At 70.7% G+C, this 13,353-nt stretch carries 9 protein-coding genes; 6 read left to right on the forward strand and 3 right to left on the reverse strand.

The features are described 5' to 3' along the window. Positions 1 to 392: 392 nt before the first annotated feature. Complete coding sequence (locus tag D7W79_RS27275; RefSeq protein ID WP_120528324.1) at positions 393 to 1,769, forward strand: alpha/beta fold hydrolase; 1,377 nt, start codon at positions 393 to 395, stop codon at positions 1,767 to 1,769. A 24-nt stretch (positions 1,770 to 1,793) separates the two neighbouring features. Here the strand turns inward: D7W79_RS27275 and D7W79_RS27280 are convergent, their stop codons facing one another. Next, a complete protein-coding gene (locus D7W79_RS27280; RefSeq protein WP_120528332.1) occupies positions 1,794 to 3,587 on the reverse strand; it encodes a sigma 54-interacting transcriptional regulator in 1,794 nt (597 codons plus the stop codon). Between the two features lie 618 nt (positions 3,588 to 4,205). Here D7W79_RS27280 and D7W79_RS27285 point away from each other — a divergent pair. Beyond that, on the forward strand, positions 4,206 to 5,426 hold the full coding sequence (locus D7W79_RS27285; RefSeq protein ID WP_120528325.1) for a heparin lyase I family protein: 1,221 nt from the start codon (positions 4,206 to 4,208) through the stop codon (positions 5,424 to 5,426). A gap of 79 nt (positions 5,427 to 5,505) precedes the next feature. Continuing rightward, the gene (locus D7W79_RS27290; RefSeq protein WP_120528326.1) at positions 5,506 to 6,072 is read left to right on the forward strand and encodes a hypothetical protein; all 567 of its coding nucleotides are present in this window, start codon (positions 5,506 to 5,508) and stop codon (positions 6,070 to 6,072) included. An 8-nt stretch (positions 6,073 to 6,080) separates the two neighbouring features. Here D7W79_RS27290 and tesB read toward each other — a convergent pair whose 3' ends face one another. Beyond that, positions 6,081 to 6,950, reverse strand: a complete 870-nt coding sequence (gene tesB, locus D7W79_RS27295) for an acyl-CoA thioesterase II (RefSeq protein ID WP_120528327.1) — start codon at positions 6,948 to 6,950, stop codon at positions 6,081 to 6,083. A gap of 155 nt (positions 6,951 to 7,105) precedes the next feature. Here tesB and D7W79_RS27300 point away from each other — a divergent pair, with 155 nt between their 5' ends. Both D7W79_RS27300 and D7W79_RS27305 read left to right on the forward strand, forming a co-directional pair. Next, the gene (locus tag D7W79_RS27300; RefSeq protein WP_120528328.1) at positions 7,106 to 8,554 is read left to right on the forward strand and encodes an ArnT family glycosyltransferase; all 1,449 of its coding nucleotides are present in this window, start codon (positions 7,106 to 7,108) and stop codon (positions 8,552 to 8,554) included. A gap of 160 nt (positions 8,555 to 8,714) precedes the next feature. Continuing rightward, positions 8,715 to 12,278 carry a fibronectin type III domain-containing protein gene (locus D7W79_RS27305; RefSeq protein WP_120528329.1) on the forward strand — a complete coding sequence of 1,188 codons (3,564 nt, stop codon included), beginning with the start codon at positions 8,715 to 8,717 and terminating at the stop codon, positions 12,276 to 12,278. Between the two features lie 78 nt (positions 12,279 to 12,356). Here the strand turns inward: D7W79_RS27305 and D7W79_RS27310 are convergent, their stop codons facing one another. Beyond that, positions 12,357 to 12,758 carry a VOC family protein gene (locus D7W79_RS27310; protein WP_120528330.1) on the reverse strand — a complete coding sequence of 134 codons (402 nt, stop codon included), beginning with the start codon at positions 12,756 to 12,758 and terminating at the stop codon, positions 12,357 to 12,359. A gap of 221 nt (positions 12,759 to 12,979) precedes the next feature. Here D7W79_RS27310 and D7W79_RS27315 point away from each other — a divergent pair, with 221 nt between their 5' ends. Beyond that, complete coding sequence (locus D7W79_RS27315; RefSeq protein ID WP_120528331.1) at positions 12,980 to 13,324, forward strand: hypothetical protein; 345 nt, start codon at positions 12,980 to 12,982, stop codon at positions 13,322 to 13,324. Positions 13,325 to 13,353 lie beyond the last annotated feature (29 nt).

Consider the following 13,353-nt stretch of genomic DNA (forward strand, 5'->3'; position numbering starts at 1 on the left):
CCGTCCCACCCCTCCCGGGCGATTGCCCCGCCGTCTTCCCCTATCATCCAGGACTTGCCTGTTTCAGGTGTATGTGTTGGATTGAATGAACAAATACACCCTGGCGGGCCGGAGGGGTGTCCGTTCAGTCGGAGAGGTCCCGCGCCATCCGTGGTGCGCATGTCTCAGCATTGAAGTATGCCCGGCGATGCGAGTTTTTCACTCGGAGCGCGCCGAGAGCGGCTCCGGGTGGACTTCATCGATGAAGCCTGCCCTGCGGGGCAGAACCAATGAAATCAATGGCTTGGCCCCTGGCGCGGAAGGTGCTCTTGGGGAGGCCTGCATCGGAAGCGCGGGATGTCAGCCCTCTGCGCTTCTCTGCGTGGGGGACCCTCATGCGAGTCGAGGTCGGTATGCGTAGGACGTGGAGCCTGTGGGTGCTGCTGGCGTTGTTCGTGGCGCTGCGCGCGAAGTCGGGGGACGCGCATGAAGTGATGGTTCAGTCGGATGTCTGGACGCGGCCGCTGGTGGCGGCGGGCCTGGTGGCCTCCAGCACGACGCGAGAGGCGCTGGGCGATGGGCTGGCGCACTACACCTGGAAGGTGCGGGTAGGGACGGGGAAGTACGACGTCATCACGGTGCACCGGGTGGTGCGCGAGTGGCGCCCGTGGGTTCCGGCGCGCAGCAGCCGGGCGGTGTTCATGGTGCACGGGGACCTGTGGGGCTTCGCGCCCGCGTTCCTCACCAACACCTGTGTGAACACGATGCCGGAGAACCGCTCCCTGGCGGCGTACCTGGCCAGCCAGGACGTGGACGTGTGGGGGCTGGACCTGCGCTGGGTGGGCGTGCCGGAGGCGGAGACGGACTTCCAGTATATGAAGGACTGGAACATCCAGAGCCACGTGAAGGACCTGGGCACGGGCCTGGCGCTGGCGGACGTCGTGCGGCGGCTGTCCGGCAACGGCGGCAATGACCGGATGTTCCTCATGGGCTGGAGCCGGGGCGCCACCATCGGGTACGCGTACCTGGACGCGGAGTCGCAGCGTCCGCGCGCCCTGCGCCGGGTGGACGGCTTCGTGCCCATGGACATGGCGGTGCGCTTCGGGCCGGACGCGGCCCAGCAGCGGCAGTGGGCGTGTGAACGGTACGAGGCGCTCCAGGCCGCCCGCGACGAGGGGCGCACGGAGGGTGGCCTGCTGGGGCCCGCGCCGGGCACGCCGGTGCGGCTCATTGGCCAGCTGGCGACCCAGGCGCCCAACTCGCCCTCCCCGCTCGCCGCGACGGGGCTCACGGCGCCGGCCCGGCCCACCAACCGGAAGTTCGCCGTCATCGCCGCCGGGCAGACCGGGGCCCTCCTGGCGCCGCTCCAGCCGCTGACGCCGGGCTACCACCTGGCGGGCAGCGTGCCGGACGCCGCCGGCCTGCCGGACAGGACGGCCTTCACGCCGGAGCCCACCCTGTTCGACTACCTCCAGCTGGCGGTGCCCTACCAGAGCCTCAACGAGGTGGTGGAGACGGAGAAGCAGCTGTGCGGCCTGGACGTGCCCTTCGATGACCACCTGCAGGACGTGAAGGTGCCGGTGCTGTACGTGGGCGCGGCGGGCGGCGTGGGGCGCTACGGGGAGTACTCCACGCGCCTGCTGGGCAGCACGGACGTCACCCACCTCATCGTGCGCAGCCGGCTGGAGTCGGAGCGCGCGCTGGACTTCGGCCACGCGGACCTGTTCCTCGCCCGGGACGCGCGCGTGCGCGTGTGGCAGCCCATCCTCCACTGGGTGCAGGCGCACTGAAGGGGGCACACCGGACGGCGGGGACTACTCCGCCTTCCACAGCCCGTGGCGCCGGGCCCTGCGGCCCAGCGTCACGGGGTCCATGCCCAGGGCCACGGCCGCGCGGCGCAGGACGCCGCCGTGGCGCTCCAGGGCCTCGCGGATGAGCTCGCGCTCCACCTGGTGGAGCCGGGCCCGGAGCGAGCCGTCCCCCGTGGGGTCCGCGCGGGGCACGGTGTTGTTGAGGAGCGCGGGCGGCAGGAGGCGCCGGGTGAGCATCTCCCCGGGCCGGGACAGCAGCACCGCCCGCTCCACCACGTTGCGCAATTCGCGCACGTTGCCCGGCCAGCCGTAGCCGTGCAGGACCTCATCCGCGTCCGGCGCCACGCCCGTGGCGGAGCGCTTGAGGGTGCGGTTGAACTGCTCCACGAACGCGCGCGCCAATTCCGGGATGTCCTCCGGGCGCTCGCGCAGGGGCGGGATGTCGATGGTGAAGCTGTTGAGCCGGTAGAAGAGGTCCGCGCGGAAGCGGCCGGCGCGCACCTCCTCCCCCAGGTCCCGGTTGCTCGCGGCCACCACGCGCACGTCCACGTGCCGCACCTGGGTGCCGCCCACCGGGCGGATGTCGCCCGTCTCCAGCACGCGCAACAGCTTCGCCTGGAGGTTGGGCGTGGTGTTTTCAATCTCGTCCAGGAAGATGGTGCCGCCGTTGGCCAGCACGAAGAGGCCCGGGTGGTCCGACACCGCGCCGGTGAAGGCCCCCTTCACGTGGCCGAACAGCTCGCTCTCCAGCAGGGTCTCCGTGAGCGCGCCGCAGTCCTGCACGACGAGCGGCAGGTCCCCCCGGCCGGAGAGCCGGTGGAGGATGCGCGCCAGCACCTCCTTGCCGGTGCCCGTCTCGCCCTGCAGCAGCACCGCCACCCGGTGGGGGGCCACCAGGCGCACCATCTCCATCACCCGCTGCATGGGAGGGCTGCGAAAGCCCACGTCCTCCCCGTGGCGCCCCGGGCCGCCCACCGGGGCCTGGGCCAGCGCGCGCTCGCGCATGAGGTTGCGCTCCAGCTCCAGCGCCATGCGCCACTGCTCCGTGCGGAAGCCGTGCTCGCGCCCCGCCTGGAGCACCGCCTCCCGCATGGTGTCCGGGTCCGGCCACGGCCCCAGGGCCCGGTAGATGCGGCCGGTGTTGAAGAGGGCCACCAGCCGCTCCGGGGCCGCCGGGGCGCAGTAGACGATGCGCGAGGCCAGGTCGCTGGGCGGCCCCGCCCCCGAGGGGTCCACCTCCGCGCGCAGCTCCGCCAGGGACTCCACCAGCGCGAGCGCCCGCGACTCGTCCTGGCCGCACACCAGGAGCGCGGCCATGTCACCGCGCGTGAGCAGCGCGTGCACGTCCTCCGCGGTGGCGGCGAAGTGCGGCGTGGCCACGCCGTCCAGGGACTGGCGCACCGCGCGGGACTCATCGTCCGAGGCGAAGGCGGCCACCACCTGCAGGTGGGACGTGGCCAGGTAGCGCGCCAGCTTCACGCCGTCCGCCGCGTCGAAGGCGCCGAAGCTGATGCCCAGCGCCGCCACGGTGCCCCCGCCGCCCGCGGTGTCGTGGCGCCAGCGCACCACGCCGTGCACCCGCACGTGGGCGCCCGTGTCCGGCAGCGAGAAGGCCATCTCCACCGGCTCGTTCTCGTGCGGGCCCTCCGACGGCCGGCGCGGCGTGGCGATGAGCCCGATGCCTGTCTCGCTGATGTTCACGGACCAGCAGCCATGCAGCGCCGGCTGGGTCACCACCTTCACGTACAGCGGCTTGCGCTCACTCCGAGCCACCTGCTCGGACGCGGGGCGCGTCATGGGGTGCGTCACTCGACCGGCCTCATGGCCGCGGCGCGGCGGGCTTCCTGGAAGTCCACGGACATTTCAGGAGGGGTTCTGCCTGATTCTTCCGTCATCGCAAGTCGGCGGCAAAGGGGTGTCCCCCGCCCACGTCGCAACTGGACACGGGTCCGAAATGCCCTGCCCGGAACGCGGCGCGCGTGTTCCCACACCGCACCACAGCCTGCGGCGTGAACGGGCCGTGCTCCGGCGGTACGCCTCCCACGAGACACGCCGTATCGCCCCTGCCGGTGGGTTGAAGGATTCCAACCGGGACGTCTGAAATTGATGTCTGTCTTTTGGGTCTGAACCTGCCCAGCATGCAAGCGGGCTCAACGTCGCTTGTGTTCGAAATAGAACTTCGATATTCCGATTGTCACCTTGGAGCACGGCAGCCTTTCCTGCGCTGCCGGATGGAGCACTCAAACACACGTCACGCTGTCTTTCTCCTCCCGTCGACACGGCCCTGTCGCACAGGTCCGGGAGCACGAGAGGGGACTGCCCCGCCGTAAAGCCAGACATTCCCCGGCCGTGCTCCGCCTCCTGTCTTTGGAGCATGGCTTTTCACTGCCTGTCCTTTCCCCCTGGGCCACCCCCTTGAAGAAAACCCTCCTCCTGGTTGAAACGTTGTTCGTCCTGGGCGCTGTCGGCTGTGGCGCTCCGGATGGTTCCCTTCCGGATATGGACCGCCCGCCGGCGCTCGAGTCGTCCGGCGAGGACCTCACCACCACCGGCTGCACGCAGCTCACGCCCGCGAGCGTGAAGGCCAGCGGCGACGACGGCACCGGCAGCGTCGCGGCGAATACACTGGATGACCAGCTCACCACGCGCTGGAGCAGCCTGGGCAAGGGCCAGTGGATCGACTTCGACCTGGGCGCCACCAAGGGCCTGGGCGGGATGGCGCTGGCCTGGCATCAGGGCGACACGCGGGTGAACACGTTCACCATCTCCGTGTCTCCGGACGGCTACACCTACACGCAGGTGTACAGCGGCAAGAGCCAGGGCACGACGACCGCGGCGGAGACGTACACCTTCACGCCGGTGAGCGCCCGCCGGGTGCGCGTCACCGTGCAGGGCAACACCCTCAACGACTGGGCCAGCATCGCGGAGGCGCGTCCGTGCTCCGGCACGACGACGAATCCCACCCCGGGCGGCATCGTGTGGCGGGGCGACTTCGAGTCCGGCGACCGCAGCCAGTGGGACGGCACGCAGATGATGTCCGCGGACCGGCTGCAGGTCGTCTCGTCGCCGCTGCGCGAGGGCGGCTTCGCGCTCAAGGCCACGGTGAAGCAGGGCGATGATCCCATCAACTCCAGCGGCAACCGCAATGAGCTCTTCAAGCAGACGAAGGAGGCGGCGGGCTCCGAGTACTGGTACCGCTGGAGCACGCGCTTCGCGCCGGACTTCCCCAGCGTGAACACGTGGCAGCTCTTCACCCAGTGGCACCACGACGGCTGCTGCGGCTCACCGCCGGTGGAGTTCTACGTCTATGGCGAGGAGATGCGGCTCAACATCGGCGGGGACCCGGGCGTCATCGTCTGGAAGACGCCGCTGGTGCGCAACGCGTGGCATGACTTCATCTTCCACGTGAAGTGGTCGCCCAACGCCACCGTGGGCTTCGTGGAGCTGTACTACGACGGCAACCTGGTGCTGCCCAAGCGATACATCGCGACGCAGTACTCCGGGATGCTCAACTACCTGAAGATCGGCCTGTACCGGAATGACACCGTCGCGCCGGTGGGTGTCGTCTACCACGACGGCTGGGTGATGGGCCGGACGAAGGCGGACGTGCTGGATGGCAACTACCAGCTGAAGTGAAACACCGGCCGCGTGCCCCGGTAGGCGCCGGGGCACGCCCCGGGATAGGCTTTCACCGCCCATCCCGAGGAGCCGTCTCATGCGTCTGTGCGCCGCGCTGACCGCCGTATCCCTGCTGGCGTCCTGCACCACGACCTACGCCATTCCCAAGCCGGAGCTGGCGCGGCTGGACGGCTTCAAGGACGACAACGCGGCGCTGCTGAGGGAGCTGGGCGACGTGATGCTCAACCGCCCCAACGACCGCCGGCGCACGGTGCTGGACGTGGAGGGCAAGGCGCACCACTTCACCTCCGACACGCCGCTGGCGCTGGCGCGGGGCTCCGCCCAGGCGGACGTGGAATTCCAGCGCTTCATCGAGGTGGGCGTGGACGCCGACCGCTTCCGGGGCGTGCCGCTGGAGGGCTCCTCCTCCGGCGCCGCCGCGCCCGCGCTCGTGGTGCCGCTGACGGAGGTGGACCACGCCCGGCTGCGCGAGTTCAGCCTGGGCAAGACGCTGATCCTGACGGGCACCATTGGCGCGGTGCTGCTGGGCTCGCTGGTGGCGGTGGGCATGCTCTTCGAGCCCACCACGGGCTCGGACAACGACGACCGCGGCGTCATCGACCTGGGCCCCCGGCCCCAGGTCCTCCGGGGCGCGCGCTTCTAGCGTCCCCGCTAACGCGCGTCCGTGCGCTGGCGCAGCAGGCCCTCCTGGGCCACGGAGGCCACGAGCCGCCCGTCGCGGGTGAAGACGTGCCCGCGCGCCAGGCCCCGGGCGTTGCCGGCCCAGGGGCTCTCGATGCTGTAGAGCAGCCAGTCGTTGACCTTCAGGTCGCCGTGGAACCACAGCGCGTGGTCCAGGCTGGCCATCTGGAAGCCTGGCTTGAGGAACGTCAGCGCGTGCGGCTGGAGCGCGGTGCCCAGCAGGTTGAAGTCGCTGGCGTACGCGAGCACGTAGCGGTGCACCTGGGGCTCGTCGGGCATGGCGCCGTCGGCGCGGAACCAGACGTGCTTCACGGGCGGCTCGGCGGACGGCTCGAAGGGGTCCACGTACGTCACCGGGCGCATTTCAATGGGCTTGGCGGAGAGGAACTTCTCCCGGTGCCGCTCCGACATCCGGCCCGCGTGGCGCCCCAGCAGCTCCAGGTCCGTGGGCAGCGACTCCGGGGGCGGCACGTCCGGCATGGTCGCCTGGTGCGTGAAGCCCGGCTCGTCGCCCTGGAAGGACGCCATCAGCGTGAAGATGGGCTGCCCCTTCTGGATGGCCACCACGCGGCGGGTGGTGAAGCTGCCGCCGTCGCGCACGCGGTCCACGGTGTAGACGACGGGCAGGCCCGCGTCCCCGGGGCGCAGGAAGTAGCCGTGCAGCGAGTGCACCGTGCGCGCGGCCTCCACCGTCTGGCTGGCGGCGGACACGGACTGCCCCAGCACCTGCCCTCCGAAGAGCTGGCGGAAGCCCAGGTCCTGGCTGGCGCCACGGAACAGGTTCTCCTCGATGGGCTCCAGCTTCAGGAGCCCCAACAGCTCGTCCAGCACGCGGCTCATGCACGTCCTCCCGTTTTGACGCACCCCGTCCATACCCCAGCCCCCGGCCGGAGCGCGCGGGCCAATGTAGAGTGCGGCGCCTTTCTCCTCCGGAGGAGCCCGTGGCCCCGCTTTCCCTGCCAGATGCCTTCCGGCGGCACCCGGCGGCCTGGGGCATGGCGGCCACGTTCGCCGCCAGCCTGCTGTTGCGTGGGCTGTACCTGGCGGGTTCGCCGGACCGGGACTGGCCCTTCTCCGTCTTCTTCGCGGGCGACGCGCGCTTCTTCCACACCGCCGCGCTGGACCTGGCCCGGGGCCGCGAGGGTCCGGCCGCCCTGCCCTACCACCCGCCCCTGTTCCCCGCGCTGCTGGGGTTCCTCTACCGGGTGCTGGGGGAGCCCCGGGGCAGCGCGCTGCCGTACAAGCTGGCGCTCGCCTGTCTGGGGTCGGCCACGGTGGCGCTCTGCCAGGGCTTCTGGCGGCGCCTGCTGGGGACGGCCTGGAGTTTCGTGGCGGCGGGCCTGTACGCCACGAGCTTCGGGTGGCTGGTGCTCTCCACCACGTACAGCAATGAAACACTGTCCGCGCTGTGGCTGTGTTTCACCTGCGCGCTGGGCTTGCGCGTGGACGGCCGGGCGCCGTCGCGAGCCGAGGTGCTGGGATTGGGCGCGGTGATGGGGTTGGGCACGCTCACCCGCGCGGAGCACCTGGGGCTGTGGCCGTTCCTGCTCGTGTATGCGTGGACCGCGCGCGAGCGCACGGGCCGCTTGACGCCGTGGGCCCTGCGCTGGGGCGCGGCGGTGGGCGTGTCGCTGCTGCTGCTCGTGCCTTCCGCCCTGCGCAACCTGGACACGATGCGCCAGTTGAACGCGCGCGCGCCGCACCTGGAGCCGCTGCCGGAGTGGGTGCCGGTCACGGTGTACGGGCCGCTCAACTTCGCGATGGCGAACCACGCGGGCGCCACCGGCGGCTTCACGCCCGCGCTGATCAACCAGGGCGGCAGCAACGGCCAGCTGGACCCTTCCCGCCCGGAACACCGGCACCTGCTGCTGCACGGCTACGCGCAGGGGCTGCGCTGGATGGTGGACGCGCCCGGCGAAGCGGCCCGGCTCTTGTGGACGAAGCTGGACCTGTGGCTGGACGGGCTGCGCCTGGGCATCGGCGTGTCGGACGTGCCCGGGGGCCTCACCGGCGAGCGCGCCCCGGTGGACGTGTTCGTTCCCGACGCGGCGTGGCTCAAGTGGCCGCTGGCGGCGCTGCTGCTCGCCGGGATGCTGCTGTCGCCGCGGCCCGCGCACGCGCCCTTCCGGCTGCTGTCGCTGGTGGTGCTGCACCGGGTGCTCGTCACGCTCGCCTTCTTCGGCTACGCGCGCGGGCTGCTCGTCGTCTTCCCCGCGCTCCTGCCGCTGCTGGTGCTGCCGCTGAAGGTCCTGGGCGAGCGCCACGCGGCCGTGGCCCGGAGGCTGCCCGCGCTCGCCGGGGCGCTGCTCCTGCTGGTGTGGGCGGAGGCCGCGCTCGTCGCCACGCGCGAGACGCCCCGCCGCTTCATGGCCAGCGGCACCACCGACGCGGTGAATGGCAAGCTCATCCAGGACGACCGCGTCCGGCTCTGGCCCCAGCCCTGAAGTAAACACTGCAAGCCCATGATTTCACTTCATATTCTTTAAATCGAAGTTACTCAGGAATAGCCGCAATTCATTTTTAAAAAGCATCTGACCTAAGCAGGGAGCGCTCCGCCCCGGAGCCCGCCGGTCCCGTCCGGCGGCATCACCCGAGGAGACGTACATGCGCCCCCTGCGGTCCGCGTTGTGTTGTCTGGCCCTCCTGGTGTCGTCCACGACGTATGCATTCCAACCCTCCCAGCCCGCGCAGCAGGGCGCGGTGGCGAAGAAGGCCTTCTTCAAGCCGGAGCTGTACCTGCCCATCCAGAACGTGCCGTTGGAGAAGGCGCGCACGTTGATGCCGCGCGTGAGCGCGGACCGGTGGACGAAGTTCCTCTCCCGCACGGGCGGCACCGTGCAGGTGTACCTGGATCCGCTGTCCGGCATGCCCACCGGCATCCAGGGCAGCTTCCCGCTGCTGCCCGGTGACGGCTTCCGCAACAACGTCAGCCTGGACGACGTCCGTCAGGGGCTGGGCCGCTCGGTGGGCGGCGTGGACGAGTCGGTGGTGGGCGAGCTCGTCTTCAAGTTCGTCGCGGACAACCAGGACGCGCTGGGCGTGGACCTGTTGCAGCTGGGCGCGCCGCGCGTGACGCAGGTGACGGACTCGCTGTGGCAGGTGCACATCCCGCAGGTGGTCAACGGCGTGCCGGTGCGGCACGGCCGGCTGGCGGCCACCATCAGCCACGGCAACCTCATCCTCCTGGGCACGGAGGCGTGGGCCAACGTGGGCATCGACGTGAAGCCCACGTTCAGCGCGTCGCAGGCGCTGACCGCGGGCAGCTCGTTCCTGGGCCAGACGCTGTCACCCACCAGCCTGTGGCAGCAGCCCACGCTGGAGGTGACCCCCTACGCGCGCACGGGCGCGGCGTTCGGCCAGGGCTATGGCCACGCGCTGGTGTGGAGCTACGGCTTCTCCAACCCCGGCGAGCACGAGCGCTGGAAGGTGACGGTGGACGCGAACTCCGGCGAGGTGCTGGCCGTGGAGGACGACAACCACTACTTCGACGCGCAGGTGAAGGGCGGCGTGTACCCGTCCACCAACATCGGCACCTGCACGTCGAAGGAGACGTGCGGCACCATGCAGCCCGGCACCCCCATGCCGTGGGCGAACACCGGCTTCGCGGCGCCCGACAACTTCACCGACGGCGCGGGCATCTACAACTACAGCACCGGCAGCGTCTCCACGACGCTCGCGGGCAAGTACGTGAAGATCGCCGACAGCTGCGGCGCCGTGAACGTCAGCTCCGCCACGGGTAGTCTGGACCTGGGCGGCGTGAACAACGACCACGACTGCACGGTGCCCGCGGGCACGTCCCCCGGCAACACGCCGGCGGCGCGCTCCAGCTTCTATGAGCTGAACAAGATCAAGGAGGTCGCCCGTGGCTGGCTGCCCTCCAACACCTGGCTGCAGGGCCAGCTCACGTCCAACGTGAACCTGTCCAGCACGTGCAACGCGTTCTGGAACGGCAGCACCGTGAACTTCTACAAGTCCGGTGGCGGCTGCCGGAACACCGGCGAGATTGGCGCGGTGTTCGACCACGAGTGGGGCCACGGCATGGACAACTTCGACGCCAACGGCTCGTTGTCCAACTCCAGCGAGGGCTACGCGGACATCGCGGGCATCCTGCGCCTGCAGACGTCCTGCGTGGGCTACGGCTTCTTCCAGACGACGGACACGGGCTGTGGCCTCACGCCGGACGGCACAGGCTACAACCAGCAGGAGTCGCAGGTGGCGGGCCAGTCCTGGTGCAACCTGCGCTGCTCGGGTGTGCGCGACGCGGACTGGGCGGCGAGCGCGCCGAACATCCCGGCCACACCGCAGAACTTCACCTGCAAGATGTGCTCGTCCGGCTCCGGCCCGTGCAGCAAGCAGGTGCACTGCGCCGCGTCCCCCGTGCGCCAGGCGGCGTGGGACCTGGTGACGCGCGACCTCACCGCCGCGCCCTTCAACTACAACTCCAACGACGCGTTCCTGCTGGGCAACAAGCTCTTCTACCAGGGCTCCGGCAACGTGGGCACGTGGCACGCCTGCAACTGCACCGCCGGCACGTCCGACGGCTGCGGCGCGACGAACGGCTACATGCAGTGGCTGGCCGCGGACGACGACAACGGCAACCTGGCGGACGGCACGCCGCACATGACGGCCATCTACGCCGCGTACAACCGCCACAACATCGCCTGCTCCACGCCCGCGCCCACCAACGGCGGCTGCGCGGCGGGCCCCACGGCGGCCCCCACCACCACGGCCACCCCGGGCGACAGCCAGGTGAGCCTGTCGTGGACCGCTTCCGCGGGCGCCAGCCAGTACTGGGTGATGAAGACGGAGGGCTTCGCGGGCTGTGACTTCGGCAAGGCGCGCGTGGCCACCGTCACCGGCACCAGCTACACGGACCCGGAGGTCGCCAACGGCCGCCAGTACTGCTACTCGGTCGTGCCCGCGAGCAGCAACGCGTGCTTCGGCCAGGCGTCCGCCTGCACCTGCACCACGCCCACCTGCGCGGCGCCCGGCGCGCCCACGCTGTCCACCCCCGCCTCCGGCGCCACCGGCGTGGAGCTGCTCGCGGTGCTGGACTGGGCGGACGTGACGGGCGTGTCCGGCTACGAGGTCCAGGTGGCCACCGACAGCGCCTTCACCAACGTGGTGCGCAGCGCCAACTCGCTCGTGGCCAGCACCTGGACGGTGGCCCCGGGCCTGACGGCGAACACGGCGTACTACTGGCGCGTGCGCGCGCTCAACTCGTGCGGCGGCACCAGCGGCTGGAGCGCGGCGCGCAGCTTCACCACGCGCGGCTGCGTCAACCTGGCGGCCCCCACCCTGTCCTCGCCCGCCAACGGCGCCACCGGCGTCGCCCTGGCCCCGGCGCTGGACTGGTCCGACGTGACGAGCGCGGCCGCCTACGACGTGCAGGTGGCCACCGACAGCGCGTTCACCAACGTGGTGCGCAGCGCCACCGGCCTGTCCTCCAGCGCGTGGAACGTGACGCCCGGCCTGTCCAACCTGACGGCGTACTACTGGCGCGCGCGGGCCACCGACAGCTGCGGCGCGAGCGCGTACAGCACCGCGTTCAGCTTCACCACCACCAACGTGTGCACGCCCACCGTGGCCACGTACAACGCGAACCTGCGCACCCCGGCGTGCGGCTCCGTGTGCGGCTGCGACACCGGCCCCACGCTGGTCAACGGCCGCGGCACGGTGTCCGGCGGCGTGGAGCCCAACCAGCCCAACACGCTGGGCGCCACCTGCGCGGACGGCTCCACCGGCACCTACCACTCGGATGAGAGCATCGACCGCATCGTGCTCAAGACGGTGGACCAGGGCATCATCACCCCGGGCAAGCAGCTCACCGTGGACGTGACGGTGTGGTGCTACGGCACCAGCGACCAGCTGGACCTGTACTACACGACGAACACCGCCACGCCCTCGTGGACGGCCATCAGCACCGCCCAGGCCTGCACCGCGGTGGGGCTGAAGACGTTCTCCTTCCCCGTCACCGTGGGCAGCACCACCGGCCAGCACGCCGTGCGCGCGCAGTTCCGCTTCAGCAGCACGCCCACCAGCGCGTGCGTGGCCGGCAGCTACAACGACCGTGACGACCTGGTGTTCAGCGTCACGTCCGCGGTGGCCGCCAACCCCACCGCCCCGTCCGCGAAGCAGGTGCGGGGCCGGGCCCTGACGGCGCGCTAGCCGTCGCGCCGCTCGCCGTTCCATGGGGGCTCCCGGGTGTCATCCCGGGGGCCCCCGTGCCTTTTCACGCGGCCGCCGTCACCAGGTGTACACGACGGACGGCGCCGAGCGCTTCGCCGGCCCGTGGTGGACCATCTCGATGTTGTTTCCGTCCGGATCCAACACGAAGGCCGCGTAGTACCCCGGGTGGTACGAGCGCTCCCCGGGGGCGCCGTTGTCACGGCCGCCCGCGGCCACCGCCGCCTGGTGGAAGCGGTGCACCATCTCCCGGTCCTTCGCCTGGAAGGCCAGGTGCACGCGCGCGGTGGGCTCGCGGTCGTTGCTGATGAAGAGCTCGTCCGCGGCGAGGTGCCGCTCGCTCTCGTTGAAGACCGGGATGCCCATCACCTCCAGCACCGCGCGGTAGAAGCGCTTGCTCGCCTCCAGGTCCCGGACCTGGAGGTGGACGTGGTCGAACATGCGGCCGTGGTGCAATTCCATGGTCTGCCCTCCGTGATTTCGCTGCTGCGCGTCTGTCCGGCAACCAGCGGACCCGCGACCTTCAGAACGGCAATTCACGCATGTCAAGGCGCATGCGCCCGGGAAGTCGTGAAAGCGGCAGCAACCCACCACAAAAGCGTGAGCACCTGGCGGCGGGACGACGCAGCTTCATGCGATAGTCCGCGCCACTTCGCAGTTCTTGCCTTCAGGAGGGTGCCGCGATGTTCCTCGAAATCATCGTCCTGCCCCGTGAAGACGACAGGTCCCCGAAGCGGCGTACGGACAAGGCGTCCAAGGCCCCCGGTGCACCCAAGGCGCCCCAGCCCCAGGTGACGCGTGGCCGGGCGGAGCTGGCCCAGGAGTGGCGTGAGGAGGGCAAGGCCTTCCATGGCGCCGTCCTGGAGTTCATCAAGGCCCAGCACCTCTTGGGCGCGGTGAAGTGGATGAGCGAGCCGGGCCTGCTGCCCCAGGTGACGCTCGTCGCCTCGGACCGCGTGCTGGAGAAGCTCCAGTCGGAGCCCCGGTTCGCGGCCGGCCGCTCGCTGTCCATGAACCTGCAGACCTGAGGCCGCGCCGCCCCCGCGGCGACCTCCCC

It is taken from the genome of Corallococcus exercitus (genome assembly GCF_003611585.1).
In the GTDB taxonomy this organism is placed as follows: Bacteria; Myxococcota; Myxococcia; order Myxococcales; family Myxococcaceae; genus Corallococcus; species Corallococcus exercitus.